This window comes from Staphylococcus sp. FSL W8-0774, from assembly GCF_038006785.1.
GTDB lineage: Bacteria > Bacillota > Bacilli > Staphylococcales > Staphylococcaceae > Staphylococcus > Staphylococcus pasteuri.
In genome coordinates this window covers 316,903-336,335 of record NZ_JBBOVW010000001.1, presented here as the reverse complement: position 1 = coordinate 336,335, position 19,433 = coordinate 316,903, and the positions used below count along the sequence as shown (strand labels likewise).

Below are 19,433 nucleotides of genomic sequence, written 5' to 3'. Positions count from 1 at the left end.
TTTATTATATAATTTATGAATATTATACAATAAATCGATAATGAAAGAGTGTTCTCAGAGAAATTACTTTTATTTTATTTAATTCAATATTAAGTTTAATATTCTTTCATGATTTTATTTACTTGATAAACATACATAAATCCACCAAATACAATACCCGCAATAATGGCAGTAATAATTTCCATACCCCATTGAATACTTGTATGCTGTAAATATTTTATGATTAAACCTAAGAGAAACATAGCACTTCCGAAGTAAAGCATCAAAATCACACTTTTAATTCGATATTTATTCACTAATTTTTTATATTCTTCTGGTGAATAAACTTTATCTTTATTTAGTTCATCAGATTTTGTTTTATATAACAATACGCCATTAATTATAAAAAAGAAAATGAATAGTAATATTGTATTTAATGAAATTGTTTGATGATACGCATCAATGATTAGGTTAGACAGTAACAAAATAGGCATACCAATATAGGTAATTATAAATGTAGTGGCCAATTTTTGATTTAAAAGCGTTCTCTCCCTTTCATCTTTTTCAGTTGATGTATTAGTAATCCAATTTAATAACTTTTCATTCAACTGACTCATATGAATACCCCTTTCAACTAGTAATTTCAGTATATGTCTAATATATATGACACATGTATTAATGTCAAATATAAATGACATTAATACTTAATTGTATTCATTTAACATAGAACATTGTATGATGTTGTTAGCAATATAATATAAAAGACTAAGGAGCAGATTTATGACTCAATTATCACCATATTTAGCATTTCCAAACACTAAAGAAGCTTTAAAATATTACGAAGAAGTATTTGGTGCAACAAATATTAAACGTTTAGAAGTCGGAGAAGATCAAGCGGAACATTTTGGAATGACAAAAGAACAAGCTAAAGAAGCAACTATGCATGCAGAATTTGAAATTGTTGGTGTGAAAATTTTAGGTGCAGATTCATTCGAACGTATTCAACCAATCAATAACGGCATTTCATTATTAATTGATTTTGACGTTAATGATAAAGAAGAAACTGAAAAAGTAGAAGCTTTCTACGATAAAATTAAAGACCATGAGACTATCAATATTGAACTACCATTATCAGAACAATTTTGGGGCGGTAAAATGGGCGTCTTCAATGATAAATATGGCGTAAGATGGATGTTACATGGTCAAGATTATAATGCAACGAATCAGTAAATAGGTAATAATAAACAGGCTGGAACATAAATCCCAAAATAATAGCACTAAGGTGATTTATTTTAATCATCTTAGTGCTTTCTTTATACCCAATACTTCGTATTGTATGGCTCTCTTTCCCAGGGTACAGTTTCAGCCAGAAATACAGCACAGATAAATCTGTGAGTATTTCTAAGGTCTTCAACTAGCACTGTTCCCTCGGGAGTCTCGCCATAAATACTACGTATTTATATGTAATTTTACTTTAAAATATTTAAAAAATAAGGCACTTTCGTATAATTTAATAAGCATCACTAAACTAAATTAATGGAATCCTTATGTATAAAGATTAATCGATTTAGAGTAAACTCCAAAGTAGATGCTTTATCAAAATCTTTATTTGTACAATTTCATAATCAGTGTTTAAAACAAAATCTCATAGATAAAAAGGTAATTTCTATATTATTTCAATAGAAGTTACCTTTTTTCTCTTGTTCAAGAACTTTATGTCTCTGCCTCATTTATTATTTCTCTCGTTGTATTATTGTAGCTGGGCCGTTATTGACAATATCATAAAAATATTGAATCAATTCTTCTTTCGATATACGGTTAGGATCCTCTACCCAATGACGTATAAATGAAAGCCCCGCTCCAGATACATAACTCATAAAATAAGAAAATGGTATGTTACCAATTTTATTATTGTCGTTTTTAAAAAGATTTAAATGTCCTGTGATAAGTTCATATAGCTTCTCATGCAAATTGGAATCCTTACCAATATTAAACATAAGTTGATAAAACGACATATTCTCTTCTATATTACCAATTAAAAACTCCATAATAGTACGTATATTATCAGCTGATATTGCTTTATTACTATATACGTCATTTTCTTCAATAAATACTTTAATTTCATTAACCTGCTCATCTTCCATTTGTTCTAATAAATCATATTTATCTATGTAATGCGTATAAAATGTACTACGATTGACGTCTGCTAAATCAGAAATTTGTTGAACTGTAATTTGTTCTAATTCCTGTTTATGCAATAAATCGATAAATGCTTGTCTAATTGCTTGCTGTGATTTTCTAACGCGTCGATCTTGCGGCATAATGTCACATCCTTTATCTCTATACAACAAGTATACGTTGTTTGTTGGTTATTACACAAATTAAGGACATTGATGATTGGAATTCTGATTATTACCTCTTATCATGAAGGTGTAAAGAAAAAGAAATCATGTAAAGGATGATTTATATGACAAGCAATTTATTAGGAAATCCAAAATTAACTGTTACAGATGTTAACGATGTTAAAGAAGGTTTAAATCATATTGTTGTAGATAGTGTACAATTTGGTAATCAAGAAATGATTATGGAAAAAGATGTTACTGTTGAAATGAAAGATGGCGAAAATTTATATGTGAATATTTTCCGTCCTAACAAAGAAGGTCAATTCCCAGTAGTGATGTCTGCAGATACGTATGGTAAAGATAACAAACCAAAAATAACTAATATGGGTGCTAATTGGCCAACATTAGGCGCTATACCTACTTCAAGCTTCACGCCTGAAGAATCACCAGATCCAGGTTTCTGGGTCCCTCAAGATTATGTTGTTATCAAAGTTGCATTGCGAGGTAGTTCAAAATCAAATGGTGTCTTATCTCCATGGTCAAAACGTGAAGCAGAAGATTACTATGAAGTGATTGAATGGGCTGCACAACAAGAATGGAGTAATGGTAATATCGGAACTAATGGTGTTTCATATCTTGCAGTTACACAATGGTGGGTTGCGTCATTAAATCCTCCTCATTTAAAAGCTATGATTCCATGGGAAGGTTTAAACGATATGTATCGTGAAGTTGCTTTCCACTGTGGTATTCCAGATACAGGATTCTATCGTTTCTGGATTCAAGGAATCTTTGCGAGATGGACAGATAATCCAAATATTGAAGATTTAATTCAAGCTCAAAAAGACCATCCATTATTTGATGATTTCTGGAAACAACGCCAAGCACCACTTCATCAAATCAAAACACCTATCTTAGCTTGTGCAAGTTGGTCAACTCAAGGTTTACACAATCGTGGTTCATTTGAAGGATTTAAACAAGCAAGCTCAGAAGACAAATGGCTATATATCCATGGTCGTAAAGAGTGGGAAAGTTATTATGCTAGAGAAAATCTTGAACGTCAAAAAGCGTTCTTCGATTATTACCTAAAAGAAGAAGATAATGATTGGAAAGACACACCAACTGTCACTTATGAAGTAAGAGACCAATTCTATAGAGGTGAATTCAAAACAGCAACATCATTCCCATTACCAAATACTGAATATACTCCTCTATATTTAAATGCTAATGAATTAACATTAAATCAAAATACTGTCTCTGAAGAAAATACAACTAGTTATGATTCTGAAAATGAACAAGACGAAGTACGCTTCAGTTATACATTTGATAAAGATACAGAATTAGTAGGTAATATGAACTTAAAATTATGGGTAAGTACAGATGATACAGACGATATGGATTTATTTGCAGGTATTAAAAAATTAGATCGTCGTGGTAATGAAGTGCACTTCCCTGACTTTAACCATATTGAAGATGGTCAAGTTGCAACTGGTTGGTTACGTGCTTCACATCGCGAATTAGATCAAGAAAAATCAACCATTGCTCAACCTTGGCATACACATGAACAAGAATTAAAACTTAATAATGGTGAAGTCGTTCCTGTAGAAATTGAACTTCTACCTTCAGGTACATTATTTAAACAAGGCGAAACACTAGAAGTTGTCGTCAAAGGAAGCGAAGTAGTAAAAGGTAATAGTACACCAGGTATGAGTACACGTTATGAACATAACGAAACAGTAAATAAAGGACATCATCATATTCACACTGGCGGACAATACGATTCTCAACTAATCATTCCCATAACAAAATAAATATATTAAAATGACCACTCAAAAGGATTGCTCCTTTTGGGTGGTCATTTATTATTAATTATTTTCTGGAACTTTTAGTATCCAGAACCTACTTTTTCTCCGTCTTCATCATATTCAGTTACATAACCGTCATCTGAATCTACAGTATATGAACCTGCTAAATCACCATCTTTATCTTCAAATGAGAATCCCCATTTGCCATCATCTGTTTTTTCAGGTTCTTTGTACGTATATTCATCTGTATCTAATGTATGTCCTTCATATGACTCAACTTTGTCGATAACGTTATCACGAGTTACTTCTTCTGAATCACTGTCGCTGTCATCATCATCGTCTGATTCCATTTTCTTATCGTAATAATCATCTATAGCGTCTTCATCAAATTTGACTGTTACGTCTGATACGCCATTATCTTCTTCACTAGCACTTGAAACATTTACAGAACTTGATTTAAATGTTTCACCTTCTAAAGTACCTTGTGCATATACGATGACATCTTCGTCAGGATCATAAGGACCAAATGTATCAGATTCATCGCCTTCATTTTTATCGTTCACATAGATGTTAATATCATCTAACATTGAACCACCTTCAGTAGTTACGTTGAATCGCTTTTGTCTAAATGATTCTTTCGCAATACCGTCTTCCTCACTCATAGTAATGTTAATCGCACCATCGAATGTTTTACCTTCCATTTTCTTAGAGGCCTTTAAATTATAATCTCCAATTGGGAACGTGCCCATTGGTTTACTTTCAGCTTCATCAACAGAAAGATGATGTTTTTCCCCATTAAATTTATAAGTAATATCACCGGTATCAGTAGGTTCAATATATACCTTTTTTTGTGGAATATTGAATTTATAGTTATTAAAGAATAAATATTTTTTGCCGTCTTTTTCAATATTTAATACATTATCATCGTCTGTATTAACAGATAAACTATGATATTTACCGTGCTCAACTTCTTTCGTATTACTTTCAATTTGGTTTGCTACGTTAGTTAAGTTGCCTTCAGCCTTGAGGTAATTTAAATAAGCACGTGCTTCTTGTTCACTCAATTTATTATCTGCTGAAGTCACTTGTTTAGCTAGACCTTTTGCATCATCTTTCTTAACTGCATGTGCGATTTGGTCTGCTTGTTTTTCAGGTGAAAATTGATGTTTTAAAATCGCAAAGATAGCAATTAACATTGCTAAAACAACTGCAACTATAACAATGATTAATATTGTTTTTTTCTTACTTTTCTTCGGTTGTGGTTCATATTGTTGATACATAGGTGCATTATTATAACCTTGGTTAGGTTGTTGTGAATGAGTATGATTGTGAGAATTTTGTTGTGAATTCTGAGATGCGTTAACTGGTGCCCCACAATTAGTACAAATTTTAACGTCTTGGCGTAAGGGTTTACCGCAATTACTACAATATTTCATTAATAACCACTACCTCCACCGAATAAGTTATTAAAGAATGAATCTCTTGTTTCATCAAATGATTCTAAAATACTTGAAAGTGTTACTTCTCCGAAAATTCTCATCAAGATAAAAATAACAATTAAGTAAATAACAATACCATAAAAACTTGAAAATCTAGTGAAGTTAATACCACTATATTTCGCAATTAAATATACACCAGAAGCTACAAGTATAACGAAAGATAACATTAAGACAACCATGCCAAATGTGTATGCTTCCATAACTAATAGAATGATAGATACAAGTAACATTGCAACTGTGACACTATTAATTAATATGAAATCAGAAAATACCTTTTTAAATGGTATCGCTTGAACTACAACTAATCTTGTCATTCCGAATATTGTACCTACAATTGCAGCTAAAAGAATAATTAAGCTAATAATAATAGAGAACACGATTTTGGATTCTGAAGTAAATAAAGATACTTCTTCTGGAATAGCTAAGAAAAGAATGATTGCAAGTACGATTAATCCAATTGCTAATAGTGAACCTAATAATTTAAAACTGAATGTATGAGTACTTTTAATCTCTCTATCAGGATCTACAAAAGCACTTTTGAAGAAACCTTTACTTTCTTGAGTCACTTCTTTAGCTTGTTCACTAAACTGATTTGTTTGTTGTTGATACTGATGTGGTTGTTGTTGGTACTGTTGATTTTGATTATAGTTTTGATATTGATTCTGGTATTGGTTCTGATTTGGATTTTGATTTTGATTCTGGTTTGGGTTTTGATTTTGGTATTGCTGTTGTGTGTTGTTAGGTTGTGAGTGTTGGTATTGATTGTGATTTGCGTGAGTTTCTGCAGATGCATTACTTTGATTCATTGATTGTGATTGTTCATGTGAGGCATTGCTAGTAGAATTCATTGTGCTATTATGAGTTGATTGAGTGGCCTGTTGTTTATTTGAGTGAGAATCAGCTTGTTTAATATCGTCCTCTGCTGATGTAACTGCATTAGATTGACGATTAACTTTTGTGCCGCATTCTCCACAAAATACATCATCTTGTTCGATTTGATGACCACAATTAGGGCATTTCATAATGGTACCTCCAGTATTTTATTGTTTATCTTTGCAAATTATAACATTTTATTTATGTTGTTTTCTATGAAATTTCAAATATTTTTAAAAAACTTTAATAAAGTTTGTTATATTTTTAGATATATCAAATACCTTAATAGATATTTTTACTAAAAAAATATTTTTTAATAGATAGTAAGTAATTGGTGATACAATTATTACTAATATAAAAAGCGTTTTATTTTTTAATTTAAAGTCACACAAAAATACGATGTATTGTAAATAAAAAAGCTAGTAAACGAGTTTTGATAAACTCATTTACTAGCCATTTTTCTAAAAGATATGTCCCAGGTTCTTAATTGTTATTATTTATTTTTATGTATTTTCTTATTTAGTTGATGATCAGATTGACTAAATACTTCTGCTTCATTAAATGTAAGAACAACATTAACAGGGCTTTCATCACTATTAATAGATGGTACATTCACTTCATTTGATTTAAATGCTTGGTTCCCTACATAACCTACACCATAAACAAGCAAGTCATCTTCTCCACTAAAAGGTCCATAAGTAATATAGTCTTTTAATCTACCAACATTTTTATCATTAATAACTAAATCCATTTTATTAAACATATAACTATTTTTAGTTGTTACTTTAAATCGTTTTTCACTAAAATCTTCTTTAGCTAAAGTGCCATATTTTTTCAAACTAAAAATGATATTACCGTCATATGTACGATTTCCGATTTTTTTAGTCGCGTCTAATTTATATTCACCTAAAGGTACAGCATTTAAACTAACGATATGACCTTTTACTAAACGTACATCATACTTTTTATTATTTAAACGATATGTCAAATTACCATTATCCTTAGCATCTAATGTAAAGTTAAATCGTGGTATTTCAAATTGAAAGTTTTTAAACAAACCGAATAAATGAATCTGTTGATGTATCGTTAAGATTGTCACTCCTTCTAATTCAACATCTTGTGTTTTACCTTTATTTTGTTTTAAATGATATGCTGCCGATGTTAATTGATGTAAGAATTTTTTATTACCACCAAATGAATTGATCAAAGATACATATGCCTTAGCTTCTTCATTTGTTAATTGTTGATTATTGGATATTACTAATTCAATCAATTGGTCCGTATTTTTATGATCGATTGCATCTGAAAATAATTGAACCTTTTTATCTAGTGCGTTTTCTAATCTATAGAAAGATAAAATACTAATTAATATGATCGTCATCATACAAAGTACCAGTATTATAAGTGACAATGGTTTTTTAGGTTTGCGAAATCGATACCTTTTAGACGCATGAGAAGCATGAATTTGATGCGAATATCTTTCTGTATATTTTTTTGTAGCTAACATAGAATGATAACATCTTGTGCAGTAATCATTATTAATATACATAGGTTTCTTGCATTGTTTACAGTAAGCCATTAAAACCACTATCCCATAATTTCATAAGATAATCGTTGATTAATTGTTCTATAATCATATGACCTAATAAATAAACTAAAATTGTCATTACCAATTGATAGATAATGATACTATATATGCTTGCGATTTTTGTACTATACATAACACTATATTTAGCCAAAATATATGACGGTGAAATGATATATAACAAAACACTAGCAACAACTAAGATAATGATAGCTAATTTTGTTACGCCTAGTATAGCTAATATCAATCCTATTAATAATGTTATGACTGAAAACGTATTAACGACAATGAAATCAGACACGACCTTGTGAAGTTGGACTTTCGTATTTAAACTTATTTTCAAAACACTATACAACACGCCAATTGATAAAGTTGTACTACCTAACATTATCATCAATATATAGAAAGTTATCTTTAAAGGTGAGCTGCTTGTCATAAATAAAAATAAATCTGAAGATAAAATGATTATTAGTAAAGTACTCAACAACGTTCCTATACATACTAATGATAATAAAAAACGATAATTAAATGTGACTTGATTCTCAAAAATATCATCCACAGATTTAAATACATGGGTGAAGAATTTTTTACCTTCAATTTGTAAATCTTTAAAGAAATTTTCCATCGATGACATATTATCATCTGTTATTTCTTCAACAAATGAGTCATTTTCTTCAAGTGTAGATCGCTTTCTCGTTGTTTGATGAACCGATGTCGTCTTTTTATATAATTGACGTTCATTATTAACATCATCTTTTTTCTGAGATTGCTTTGAAGTACTTTGAAGTTGTTGGTCCTCTGTCATTGTAGATGCTGTTGGAACGTTTTGAGTCGCTTCATCTGGTTTAATTATTTCTGCACCACATTGAACACAAAATCGATCTTCTGGTTGATGATTCTGACCACAATTAAGACATTTCATGAATTTTTAATTCCTCCACTATAACTATTTAGATAGATTATATTACATTTCAACACCCTATTCTATATTATTTTTATTTTATTTATTAATATTTAAAAAGTCCTAACAATAAATTATACTAATTTGTTAGGACTTGCATTTATATATTTAATTATCACTGTTATAAAACAATTGTGTTTTCTTTTTCATGTATCATTTCAATGATGTCATTATGTTCATTCAATACAGCTACTTTTGGTGCATGATGCTTAATTTCTTCTTCATTTAATTGAGCATAAGTCATAATTATAACTACATCATCTATTTCAACTAAGCGAGCTGCAGCACCATTCAAGCAAATCTTACCAGTACCTCTTTCACCAGCAATGACATAAGTTTCAAAGCGCGCACCGTTATTATTATTTACGATTGCAACCTTTTCATTTGGTAATATATCAACCGCTTCTAAAATATCTGAGTCAATAGTGATACTTCCAACATAGTTTAAGTTAGCTTCTGTCACCCTTGCTCTATGAATTTTAGAATTCATCATTGTTCTTATCAACTTATTCAGCTCCAATTATTATATTATCTATCAAACGTGCTTTTGAAAATTTAACAGCTAATGAAATAAAGATTTGACCTTCAATTTTAGTTTGTTCTTCTAACTCTGGATAACTATAGATAGCCACTTCATCTACTTGACCACTTGTGTAATCAAGTAAATATTGAGTAATTTCATCTATAATAACTGAACTATTGCGTTCTCCATTATTATATAATTCACGTGCTAATTTCAAACTCTTACTTAAATGAACCGCTTCTTGTCTTTCCTCTACTGTTAAGTAAACATTTCTTGAACTTTTTGCTAATCCATCTTTTTCTCGAACAATATCCACACCTATAATTTCAATTGGCTGATTAAAATCTTTGACCATTTTTTCTACGATTGCCAGTTGTTGCGCATCCTTTTTACCAAAGTAAGCATAATCTGGACTTACAATATTAAATAATTTATTAACTACAGTTACAACACCTTCGAAATGTCCCGGACGTTGTGCACCTTCAAGTACATGTGCTAATTTACCAATTTTAAGTGTTACACCTAGTTCATCAGGATACATTTCTTCTACACTTGGATAAAACACATAATCGACATCAATTTGTTCTATCATTTCAACATCTTTATCAATTTGGCGAGGATATGCATCAAAATCTTCATTAGGTCCAAATTGTAGCGGATTAACAAAAATACTCACTACAGTTACATCATTAAATTCTGATGATAATTCCATCATTTTCAAATGACCTTCGTGTAAAGCACCCATAGTAGGTACAAAACCTATCGTTTGTCCGTGTGTCTTATATTCTTTAGAAATATTTTGCATTTCACTTACCGTTGTTATCACTTTAGTCATTGTTATTTACCTCACTCATAATTTTTTTCTTATACGTGTGTGTTTCAGAGGGAAATGCGCCTGATTTAACTTCTTCATTGTACTGTTTTAAACCATTAATACCAATTGAAAAGTCACTATATTGCTTAACAAATTTTGCATGACGTTCAACACCATAGTTGAGCATGTCATGATAAACCAATACTTGCCCATCAGTGTCTTTTCCTGCACCGATACCTATGACTGGAATCGACAATTTTTCACTAATTACTCGGGCAAGATCACTAGGTATTGCTTCAAGAACTAGCGCAACTGCACCCGATTCTTCCATAAGGCAAGCATCTTCAATTAATTGTAATGCTGCTTCTTTAGTACTACCTTGTAATTTGTATCCTGTTACGCCTACACTTTGTGGTGTTAAACCTAAATGTGCTACAACCGGAATACCCATTCTAGTCGCTTTTTTTATAAATGTTGCTAAATGTGCACCTTCCGCTTTAATCGCATTTGCGTTCGTTTGTTGGTATAAATCTAAAGCATGTTGTAAATCCAGCTCATCACTGATACCAACCGTACCAATTGGCATATCTACGACTACAAACGTGTCTGGCGCTCCACGACGTACGGCTTTTGCGTGGTGTATCATATCATCTATTGTAACTTGAACTGTACTTTCGTAACCTAACACAGTCATCCCTAAGGAATCTCCCACTAGTATCATATCTATATTTGCTTCTTGTGCTTGTTTTGCACTAGGAAAATCATAAGCAGTAACCATTGAAATTTTGTTACCTGTTTGTTTCATTTCAATTAACTGAGCTAAAGTTTTCAATTCAATTCATCCTCAATTTCCTATATTATTAGCAATAGTATAATGAATCTAATCAAGAAAGGAAAGCATAAATATTATGACAATTGGTGTTATTGGTCCTGGAGCTGTTGGAACGACTATAGCTATTGAATTACAAAAGAAATATCCTGACACTTTATTAATTGGTAAAAAAAGACAAGAATTACATTATTTCCCAGAAAATGAAAAAGAAGCAATCACAATGTCTGTTACACCTTATCAAAATATAATTCAACCTCTTGATGTACTATTCATTGCCGTTAAAACATACCAACTAGATTCTGTACTTTCAAAATTATCTTCAATCATACATGAAAATACATTAATTATCCTTGCTCAAAATGGATATGGATATCTAGAGAAAATTCCTTATGAACATGCATATCAAGCTGTAGTCTATATCAGTGGTCAGAAAAACAATAATAATATCGTGCATTATAGAGACTATTGTCTTCATTTGAAAGATACAACAAGAACACGACAATTACAAAAGTTAACTAACAAAACTAAAATTAAAATAATACTTGAAGATAATATTGAACAAAAAATATGGTATAAACTATTAGTCAATTTAGGAATTAATTCAATAACAGCAGTAGGTCGAGATACAGCTAAAATTTTGCATTCAGCTCATATTAAACATATTTGTAGAGAAATTATTTCAGAGGGTATTACAGTAGCAAATGCTGAGGGAATCACTTTTGATGAAAGCACGCTAAACTCTATTATGACAATATATGAAGGTTATCCTGATCAAATGGGAACAAGTATGTATTACGATATCATGTCTAATCGGCCTTTAGAAATGGAAGCAATACAGGGCTATATATACAATAAGGCACGACAACATCAATTACATACGCCTTATTTAGATACTATTTATTCATTTTTATCTAGCTATCAACAACGTATTATTCAAAATTCAAGTTCACAATAATTTATTTTTATAGACAAACAAAAAAACTGAGACGTTATTGATCACGCCTCAGTTTTACTATAATTATTCAGCTTCTCTTATTTCATCTGCAATATCTTTATAATCAATATCAGCATTTGTAAATGTTTCATCATATGATGGGAAATGTTGTTCAAATGTTTCGAAGTTTTGTATTTCAACTTTAACGTCTTCGACTTCAAAGTCTAATACGTGACCACCAAAGTTACGATCATCGTTAGCAAAATGAACATGGAAACCTGCTGAACCTACACCATGGAATAATTCTGGTGTAAAGAAACCAACTACAGAACCTTTGATATTCGTTTCAGTTTGTTCAGGTTGTCTACGTGCTGAATCAATTAAACGAGTATACGGTGGTTCTTGACCTGGCATCATACGTACATGCATCTTTTTGAATACTCCAGAAATTTTTACTGCTGAGAATAAATTTTCACTAAGCATTTTTTCTTTCACTTCATCAAAGACCGCTTCAGATGATTTATGTTTAGTTTGATAAGTCGTATCTGCTGTGAATTTTGCTACTGTAGCATAAGGTGTTAATTCATCGCCTTTTAATTCAACAAATTCTTTATGTTCATTAGCATGATAAGCTTTACCATCAATAAATATTACTTCCCCATTAGAACCAGTAAGTGTTGCTATTCCTAAATCACCATGTTCTAATAGTTCATTAATTGATGCAGTCCCTTTTAGTAATCCTGCCATCAATGTTCCTAATGTACCGTGTTGGTATAAGACATTAGTCATAAACAATTTCACTCCTAATTCGTGTTCATCTTTATTAGTTAAATGCGTCAGGTAACATGTTTGTAGAAAGCTTCATGTTATCTTTATAGTTAACTGGAATATCAATCAATACTGGACCATCAGTGTCATATCCTTCTTTGATAGCTGCTTCTAGTTCTTCTTGGTTAGTGACACGTATTCCTTTAGCACCAAATGCTTCGGCATATTTTACATAGTCAACTGAACCAAAATCTACACCTGATGAACGTTCATATTTCATTTCTTCTTGGAATTCGACCATATTATATTTACCATCATTCCAAATTAATTGAATGATATTTAAATTTTTACGCACGGCTGTTTCTAAATCTTGTGCTGAGAATAAGAAACCACCATCTCCAGCAACTGAAACAACTTGTGTATTTGGTCTTACAAGTGCAGCTGAAATAGCCCAAGGTAAAGCAACACCTAATGTTTGCATACCATTACTGAATAGTAAATGTCTTGGATTATAGCTTCTGAACTTACGAGCCATCCATATATAGTGACTACCTACGTCCACTGTCACAGTTGTATCATCAGTCAGCATTTTTTGCATTGATTCGATAATTTCGATTGGATGTAACACACCGTCTTCATGTGTTGCTTTAATACCAGTTTCTTCAATAATATGCGCTCTTAATTTTTCTAATTCATCTAAATGTTGTTGATTAATAAATGGTTCATCAACTTTGTTAGAAATGATTTCAATTGTTCCTGCAATATTACCAATTAATTCTTTCATTGGTTGCATATAATTAGTAATTTCTGCTGGAATTTCATCAATATTGATAATTTTAGTATCTAATTCTTTATTCCAGTTACTTGCTTCATATTCAATTGGATCATAACCTATTGTAACTACTAAATCACTTTTACGAAGTAATTCATCACCAACTTGGTTACGGAACAATCCTACACGACCAAAGAAATGATTTTCTAATTCACGACTAATCACGCCAGCACCTTGGAACGTTTCTACAACTGGTAAATTGGTTTTTTCAACTAATTTACGAATTGCGTTCGTTTCGTTAGCACTTGAACTTCTCATACCAGCAAGTAAAACAGGGAATTCAGCATTTTTAATCTTTTCAATCACATCATTAATATCTTGTTCACTTGGAATACCTAGACTAGGTTTTTCACAATGTGCGATTGCTTTAGATTGAACTGGTGCTGAAATGACATCTTGCGGAATACTAATAAAGCTTGCACCATTTTTACCTGATGTCGCTGTTCTCATTGCGTTTGTCATAACTTCTGATAAAGATTCAGGATCTTGAACTTCTTCACTATATTTTGTTGAATATTTTAATAAAGCAGCATTGTCGATACTTTGATGTGTTAAACGAAGTAAGTCATTACGTTTAACTTGTCCTCCTAATGCTAATACGGGATCTCCTTCAGATGTTGCTGTTAATAATCCAGTAGTCAAGTTACTCACTCCTGGACCACTTGTAACAAGTGCGACACCTGGTTTACCAGTTAATCGTCCTATACCTTGTGCCATCATTGCCGCGTTTTGCTCGTGACGCGTTACAATAAGTTCTGGTCCGTCGTCTTCCAATACATTGAATAAATAATCAATTTTTGCACCTGGAATACCAAATACGTACTCAATACCATTATTTTTAAAAGTATCAATTACCATATCGGCTGCAGTATATTGTTTGTCTGCCATGCTATTCATTTCCTTCCATTTTTCACATATTTATTTTATCGTGACGATAACATCAGTGTGAAAATGATTCCCCATTACTTGATAAAATATTTAAAGTATATTCTGATAGATTAATCTAAAAGATGTTTCACTGAATCATAAGTTGTTTCTAATGCTTCAACAGATTGTTTGAATAATTCTTTTTCATGATCGCTTAAAGGTGTTTCATAAACCTTGCTTGCACCATTTTCATTGATTAAAGTTGGTACACCAACATATACACCATTAAATCCATATTCACCATTCAATTGTGAAGATACAGTTAATACATTGTTTTCATTATTTAATAATGCTTTTGAAATTCTTAATAATGCTAGTGCAATACCATAATAAGTTGAACCTTTAGCTTGAATGATTTCATAAGCAGCATCTCTTGTTTGTTCATAAATTTCTTGTGCTTTAGCTTCGCTACCAGTTTGTTCTTTAAGTGTGTCATAAACTGAAATACCAGCAATGTTGGCTTTTGACCATACAGCTAATTCAGAATCACCGTGTTCACCAATAATTGAAGCGTGGACACTTGCAGGTGCTACATTCAATTCTTTACTAATTAAATATCTAAGTCTTGAAGAGTCTAATACTGTACCTGAACCGATAACGCGTTCAGCTGGTAATCCAGTTAACTCTTTAACATAACGAGTTAAGATATCTACTGGATTTGCAGCGATTAAGAAGTAACCATCAAAACCACTATCCATAATACTAGTTACAATATCTTTCATGATTTTTGTGTTTTTCTCTACTAATTGTAAACGTGTTTCACCTGGTTTTTGTGGTGCTCCAGCTGTAATTACAACTAAATCTGCATCATTACAATCACTATATTCTCCAGCTTTAACGACAACTGGTGAATCACTATGAAGTGCGCCGTGGTTTAAGTCTTGAACGTCAGCATTAACTTTATCTTTAGCAATATCGATAATTACGAATTCATCTGCAACACCTTGAGTTACCATTGCAAATGCATAACTAGATCCTACTGAGCCATCTCCAACTAAAACAACTTTTTTACCAAATTTTTTCATATCGAAAAACTCCTTCATTTTTGATGAGACTGAATACAAAGCATATGTTATCGCCTCATACATATATTTAATTACATATAATCCACTTTCATTTTAAATATACTTTATTAATATTTGTGTGTAAACATACAAGGGTTCAAATGATGTTAACGTCACTAATTTGTTGGTTTTAAGTTCCCTACGCACTTAATTATAGTAGTTTGTTAAGTATTAATAAAATACATAATTTCGATTAATAACATTCCAAAAAGGAATAGGTTTGATATAGAAAAAAGTAATAGAAAAAATACTTCAATGTACATGTCCATTAAAGTATTTTTTACTGTTCTGATATTAAATTAAATGTCTATTTCGTTCTTAAGTCTTTTATAAATTGAATCCATTCACGTGTTACAAAATTAAGATATGCATCTCTTCTCCAAATTAAACCTAGATGCCATGATAAATCTGCATTTTCTAATTGTAATGCTTTTACATTATCTCCCATTAAACGAACTAAACTCTCTGGTACCACGCTAATTCCGATACCTTGACTAATCATATTCGCTATAAAACTAATTTGAGATATATTAGCTACAGTCTTAGGATAAAATCCTAGTCGCTTACAGTTTTCAATAATTTGATCTTTAAGATAATAATCATCATGGAACAATACAAATTCTTCCTCTTTAAGTTCAGCTAAATCGACTTTTTCTTGTTGTGCTAGTGAATGATTTTTACTAACCACTAACAATAACTCTTCATTATATAGTGAAACTGAATGAAATAATGATGCATCGACAGGTAACGTCGTAATTCCAATATCTACTTCATCTGTTTCTGTGAGGTTCTCAACTATTTTACCTCCACCTTCCATGACTTCATAAGTCACTTTCGGATATAACTGGTGAAATTGATTCAAACTATCAGTAAATAATTGAACATTCATCATTGGTGACAAGGCTATTCTAATATGTCCTTTTTGCACATTCATGACATCATTCATCTCTAATGATAGTTTTTCAAATAACGCTAAAAATTCTAAACTGTTATCATAAAATGTCTGACCAATATCTGTCAGTTTGATTTGCTTTTGAGAACGATCGAATAATGTTATATCGTATTCATTTTCTATACTTTTGATTGCTTTACTTATCGTTGACTGTGCGATATATAGATGTTCTGATGCTTGTGTCATACCACCACGTCTGACTGTTTCAACAAAGTATTTGATTTGTTTTATTTCCATAGCTTTTACCTCTTAAATTAAAGTTTAGTAGTTATTCAGCTGTATGTTCTCTTCTATAAATTAATGAACTGTAAAATATAAAAATGACTATCAATATTGTTGCCGCAACTAATATGGCATAAGTTCCTAAAAATAGTTGAACTTCTGCTGAGACGATGGCACCAATAATAAAGCTTAATACTATTCTAATGTAAAGTTGAGCCTTTCTCAATTGAGCCTTATCCCTATTTAACATATACTCACTCAATGCAATGACACCATTCTTAATGTTTCCTGTAGAGAAGGTATTATTATATCCTTCACCCTCAATTTTACTAAAAGATGTTGTAAGCATTGCCATACCAAATGCTAGTGGAGGGAGAATATATAAATTTGAAACAGAAGTAGGTAAAAACCCGACAATAATACAACTTAATGTGATAGGCACTAAAGATACTAATCTCCAATATCGTGTTGCCATTTGATGATGGATTAAAGAGACGAACATGACACCAACCATAAATGAAATGACTGACGAAATTTTTAACATTCCTCCATTTAAATCACTATGTGATAACTCTGACGCAAGAAATATAATATTTCCTGTTTGTCCGGCTGCCAGTGTGCCACCTCTAGTTAAGAAGGTATATGCATCAATGTATCCGCCTACAAAGGTAAGAAGTACGGCAATTTCTTTACTTTGATATATATTCTCTCTAATAAATTTTTCTAAAGCCACATTTATCGCCTCTATTTTTTTACTTTTAAAATATTAAAACGTGATAATCTTTATTTTATTGATAAGTTCAATATAACTCTATTGTAAAGAATAAATTGTAAAAAGCTAAAATATAGTTCACATTTATTAAAAAAATACTTTTTATAGAGTTATTTTCTGTTATAATCAAGTTTATCCTTTTATATTTGAATATTTTGTCAACAATATCCTCCAATTAAAACGGAAAGTTTTAATTTTTCAGAATTTTTAGACAAAATATGAACGATTTATGCTATTATATAAATTATTAAAATGACAGTTAAATATAACTCATTTATTTACGGAGGTTTAGTATGTCTAGTTTTTTTAAACGTTTAACACAAAAAGAAGATCCTTCCATCTATCAAAGTAAAGATGGTCATTTAAAAAGAACTTTACGTGTTCGTGATTTTCTTGCATTAGGTGTGGGTACTATCGTTTCCACATCAATATTTACATTACCTGGGGTAGTAGCTGCGGAACATGCAGGTCCAGCAGTAGCTCTATCATTTTTATTAGCAGCTATTGTAGCCGGATTAGTTGCATTTACATATGCAGAAATGGCCTCTACAATGCCCTTTGCTGGTTCTGCTTATTCATGGATCAATGTCTTATTTGGTGAATTCTTTGGTTGGGTTGCAGGATGGGCCTTATTAGCAGAATACTTCATTGCCGTTGCATTCGTTGCATCTGGTTTCTCGGCCAATTTAAGGGGTCTAATTAAGCCTCTCGGTATAGAATTACCTAAAGCATTATCGAATCCATTAGGTAGTAATGGCGGTGTCATTGATATTGTCTCTGCCATTGTTATTATTTTAACTGCATTACTTTTATCAAGAGGTATGAGTGAAGCTGCTCGTATGGAAAATATTTTAGTAATTTTAAAAGTATTAGCTATCATATTATTTGTAATTGTAGGTTTAACTGCCCTTAACTTTAGCAATTATGTTCCATTTATTCCTGAACATAAAGTAACTGATGCAGGTGATTTCGGTGGTTGGCAAGGTATTTATGCTGGCGTATCTATGATTTTCTTAGCATATATTGGATTTGATTCAATCGCTGCTAACTCTGCAGAAGCGGTTAACCCTTCTAAAACAATGCCTAGAGGTATTTTAGGTTCTTTAGTCATTGCTGTCATATTATTTGTAGCGGTAGCATTAGTATTAGTAGGTATGTTCCATTACAGTCAGTACGCTGATAATGCTGAGCCTGTAGGTTGGGCATTACGTGAAAGTGGTCATGGTATTATTGCAGCTATAGTACAAGCTATCTCAGTTATTGGTATGTTTACTGCTTTAATTGGAATGATGTTAGCAGGTTCAAGATTGCTATATTCATTTGGACGTGATGGTTTGTTACCTGCTTGGTTAGGAAAACTTAACAACAAACATTTACCAAATAGATCCTTAGTTATTTTAACAATCGTCGCCGTTATTATTGGATCAATGTTCCCATTTGCTTTCTTAGCACAATTAATTTCAGCTGGAACATTAATAGCATTTATGTTTGTTTCGTTAGCAATGTATCAACTTAGAAAACGTGAAGGTAAAGACTTACCTGTTCCATCGTTTAAGTTACCATTGTATCCAGTATTACCAGCAGTAACTTTTATCCTTGTTCTATTAGTATTCTGGGGATTAAGTTTTGAAGCTAAATTATATACATTAATTTGGTTTATTGTTGGTATAATCATTTATCTATTTTATGGAATGAGACATTCTAAAAAAGACCGTGACGATGCATATCACTCACCTAAAAAATCTTAAAAAC

General features: G+C 31.4%; 18 protein-coding genes. 4 read left to right on the top strand and 14 right to left on the bottom strand.

What is annotated here, in order from left to right; translation table 11 throughout:
* Positions 1-95: 95 nt before the first annotated feature.
* Positions 96-596 (bottom strand): DUF3278 domain-containing protein, encoded by a 501-nt coding sequence (locus NSQ15_RS01460; RefSeq protein WP_017636612.1) that lies wholly within the window; start codon positions 594-596, stop codon positions 96-98.
* Positions 597-759: 163 nt separating this feature from the next.
* Here NSQ15_RS01460 and NSQ15_RS01455 point away from each other — a divergent pair, with 163 nt between their 5' ends.
* A complete protein-coding gene (locus tag NSQ15_RS01455; protein ID WP_017636613.1) occupies positions 760-1,209 on the top strand; it encodes a VOC family protein in 450 nt (149 codons plus the stop codon).
* Between the two features lie 503 nt (positions 1,210-1,712).
* On the opposite strand, the gene NSQ15_RS01450 is transcribed toward NSQ15_RS01455, so the two are convergent.
* On the bottom strand, positions 1,713-2,300 hold the full coding sequence (locus NSQ15_RS01450) for a TetR/AcrR family transcriptional regulator (RefSeq protein WP_340746885.1): 588 nt from the start codon (positions 2,298-2,300) through the stop codon (positions 1,713-1,715).
* A 146-nt stretch (positions 2,301-2,446) separates the two neighbouring features.
* Here NSQ15_RS01450 and NSQ15_RS01445 point away from each other — a divergent pair, with 146 nt between their 5' ends.
* Positions 2,447-4,129 carry a CocE/NonD family hydrolase gene (locus NSQ15_RS01445; protein WP_154835423.1) on the top strand — a complete coding sequence of 561 codons (1,683 nt, stop codon included), beginning with the start codon at positions 2,447-2,449 and terminating at the stop codon, positions 4,127-4,129.
* 74 nt (positions 4,130-4,203) lie between these two features.
* Here the strand turns inward: NSQ15_RS01445 and NSQ15_RS01440 are convergent, their stop codons facing one another.
* The 7 genes from NSQ15_RS01440 to panB all read right to left on the bottom strand — a co-directional run bounded on the left by NSQ15_RS01440 (position 4,204) and on the right by panB (position 11,210).
* The gene (locus NSQ15_RS01440) at positions 4,204-5,559 is read right to left on the bottom strand and encodes a zinc ribbon domain-containing protein (RefSeq protein WP_154874017.1); all 1,356 of its coding nucleotides are present in this window, start codon (positions 5,557-5,559) and stop codon (positions 4,204-4,206) included.
* Positions 5,559-6,644, bottom strand: a complete 1,086-nt coding sequence (locus tag NSQ15_RS01435) for a zinc ribbon domain-containing protein (RefSeq protein WP_154835425.1) — start codon at positions 6,642-6,644, stop codon at positions 5,559-5,561. Before NSQ15_RS01435 ends, NSQ15_RS01440 begins: the two co-directional genes overlap by 1 nt.
* Before the next feature lie 344 nt (positions 6,645-6,988).
* Positions 6,989-8,002 (bottom strand): TcaA second domain-containing protein, encoded by a 1,014-nt coding sequence (locus tag NSQ15_RS01430; RefSeq protein WP_340746884.1) that lies wholly within the window; start codon positions 8,000-8,002, stop codon positions 6,989-6,991.
* Positions 8,003-8,060: 58 nt separating this feature from the next.
* Positions 8,061-9,002: a zinc ribbon domain-containing protein gene (locus NSQ15_RS01425; RefSeq protein ID WP_124760367.1), complete on the bottom strand. Its 942-nt coding sequence runs from the start codon at positions 9,000-9,002 to the stop codon at positions 8,061-8,063.
* 160 nt (positions 9,003-9,162) lie between these two features.
* Positions 9,163-9,546: an aspartate 1-decarboxylase gene (panD, locus tag NSQ15_RS01420; RefSeq protein ID WP_070453069.1), complete on the bottom strand. Its 384-nt coding sequence runs from the start codon at positions 9,544-9,546 to the stop codon at positions 9,163-9,165.
* Between the two features lies 1 nt (position 9,547).
* Positions 9,548-10,399 (bottom strand): pantoate--beta-alanine ligase, encoded by an 852-nt coding sequence (gene panC / locus NSQ15_RS01415; RefSeq protein WP_117239229.1) that lies wholly within the window; start codon positions 10,397-10,399, stop codon positions 9,548-9,550.
* Positions 10,392-11,210 carry a 3-methyl-2-oxobutanoate hydroxymethyltransferase gene (gene panB, locus NSQ15_RS01410; protein ID WP_117239228.1) on the bottom strand — a complete coding sequence of 273 codons (819 nt, stop codon included), beginning with the start codon at positions 11,208-11,210 and terminating at the stop codon, positions 10,392-10,394. The genes panC and panB overlap by 8 nt, the downstream gene beginning before the upstream one ends.
* A 76-nt stretch (positions 11,211-11,286) precedes the next feature.
* On the opposite strand from panB, the gene NSQ15_RS01405 reads away from it, so the two are divergent.
* Positions 11,287-12,165, top strand: a complete 879-nt coding sequence (locus NSQ15_RS01405) for an oxidoreductase (RefSeq protein ID WP_037555593.1) — start codon at positions 11,287-11,289, stop codon at positions 12,163-12,165.
* A gap of 63 nt (positions 12,166-12,228) precedes the next feature.
* Here the strand turns inward: NSQ15_RS01405 and budA are convergent, their stop codons facing one another.
* From budA to NSQ15_RS01380, 5 genes are all read right to left on the bottom strand, one after another.
* On the bottom strand, positions 12,229-12,933 hold the full coding sequence (gene budA / locus NSQ15_RS01400; protein WP_154874011.1) for an acetolactate decarboxylase: 705 nt from the start codon (positions 12,931-12,933) through the stop codon (positions 12,229-12,231).
* Positions 12,934-12,967: 34 nt separating this feature from the next.
* Positions 12,968-14,632 carry an acetolactate synthase AlsS gene (gene alsS / locus NSQ15_RS01395; RefSeq protein ID WP_070453060.1) on the bottom strand — a complete coding sequence of 555 codons (1,665 nt, stop codon included), beginning with the start codon at positions 14,630-14,632 and terminating at the stop codon, positions 12,968-12,970.
* 110 nt (positions 14,633-14,742) lie between these two features.
* Positions 14,743-15,696: an L-lactate dehydrogenase gene (locus tag NSQ15_RS01390; RefSeq protein WP_017636626.1), complete on the bottom strand. Its 954-nt coding sequence runs from the start codon at positions 15,694-15,696 to the stop codon at positions 14,743-14,745.
* A gap of 346 nt (positions 15,697-16,042) precedes the next feature.
* A complete protein-coding gene (gene cidR, locus NSQ15_RS01385; RefSeq protein ID WP_017636627.1) occupies positions 16,043-16,924 on the bottom strand; it encodes a cidABC operon transcriptional activator CidR in 882 nt (293 codons plus the stop codon).
* Positions 16,925-16,955: 31 nt separating this feature from the next.
* A complete protein-coding gene (locus tag NSQ15_RS01380; RefSeq protein ID WP_017636628.1) occupies positions 16,956-17,642 on the bottom strand; it encodes a YoaK family protein in 687 nt (228 codons plus the stop codon).
* A gap of 332 nt (positions 17,643-17,974) precedes the next feature.
* Here NSQ15_RS01380 and NSQ15_RS01375 point away from each other — a divergent pair, with 332 nt between their 5' ends.
* Complete coding sequence (locus NSQ15_RS01375) at positions 17,975-19,429, top strand: APC family permease (protein WP_070453056.1); 1,455 nt, start codon at positions 17,975-17,977, stop codon at positions 19,427-19,429.
* Positions 19,430-19,433: the final 4 nt, after the last annotated feature.

Coding starts and splice junctions, on each gene's coding strand:
- NSQ15_RS01430 (WP_340746884.1), bottom strand. CDS start 8,002: ATGTTAGCTACAAAAAAATATACAGAAAGATATTCGCATCAAATTCAT.
- NSQ15_RS01435 (WP_154835425.1), bottom strand. CDS start 6,644: ATGAAATGCCCTAATTGTGGTCATCAAATCGAACAAGATGATGTATTT.
- alsS (WP_070453060.1), bottom strand. CDS start 14,632: ATGGCAGACAAACAATATACTGCAGCCGATATGGTAATTGATACTTTT.
- NSQ15_RS01460 (WP_017636612.1), bottom strand. CDS start 596: ATGAGTCAGTTGAATGAAAAGTTATTAAATTGGATTACTAATACATCA.
- NSQ15_RS01455 (WP_017636613.1), top strand. CDS start 760: ATGACTCAATTATCACCATATTTAGCATTTCCAAACACTAAAGAAGCT.
- NSQ15_RS01450 (WP_340746885.1), bottom strand. CDS start 2,300: ATGCCGCAAGATCGACGCGTTAGAAAATCACAGCAAGCAATTAGACAA.
- NSQ15_RS01425 (WP_124760367.1), bottom strand. CDS start 9,002: ATGAAATGTCTTAATTGTGGTCAGAATCATCAACCAGAAGATCGATTT.
- NSQ15_RS01375 (WP_070453056.1), top strand. CDS start 17,975: ATGTCTAGTTTTTTTAAACGTTTAACACAAAAAGAAGATCCTTCCATC.
- NSQ15_RS01440 (WP_154874017.1), bottom strand. CDS start 5,559: ATGAAATATTGTAGTAATTGCGGTAAACCCTTACGCCAAGACGTTAAA.
- budA (WP_154874011.1), bottom strand. CDS start 12,933: ATGACTAATGTCTTATACCAACACGGTACATTAGGAACATTGATGGCA.
- panC (WP_117239229.1), bottom strand. CDS start 10,399: ATGACTAAAGTGATAACAACGGTAAGTGAAATGCAAAATATTTCTAAA.
- NSQ15_RS01445 (WP_154835423.1), top strand. CDS start 2,447: ATGACAAGCAATTTATTAGGAAATCCAAAATTAACTGTTACAGATGTT.
- NSQ15_RS01405 (WP_037555593.1), top strand. CDS start 11,287: ATGACAATTGGTGTTATTGGTCCTGGAGCTGTTGGAACGACTATAGCT.
- NSQ15_RS01390 (WP_017636626.1), bottom strand. CDS start 15,696: ATGAAAAAATTTGGTAAAAAAGTTGTTTTAGTTGGAGATGGCTCAGTA.
- cidR (WP_017636627.1), bottom strand. CDS start 16,924: ATGGAAATAAAACAAATCAAATACTTTGTTGAAACAGTCAGACGTGGT.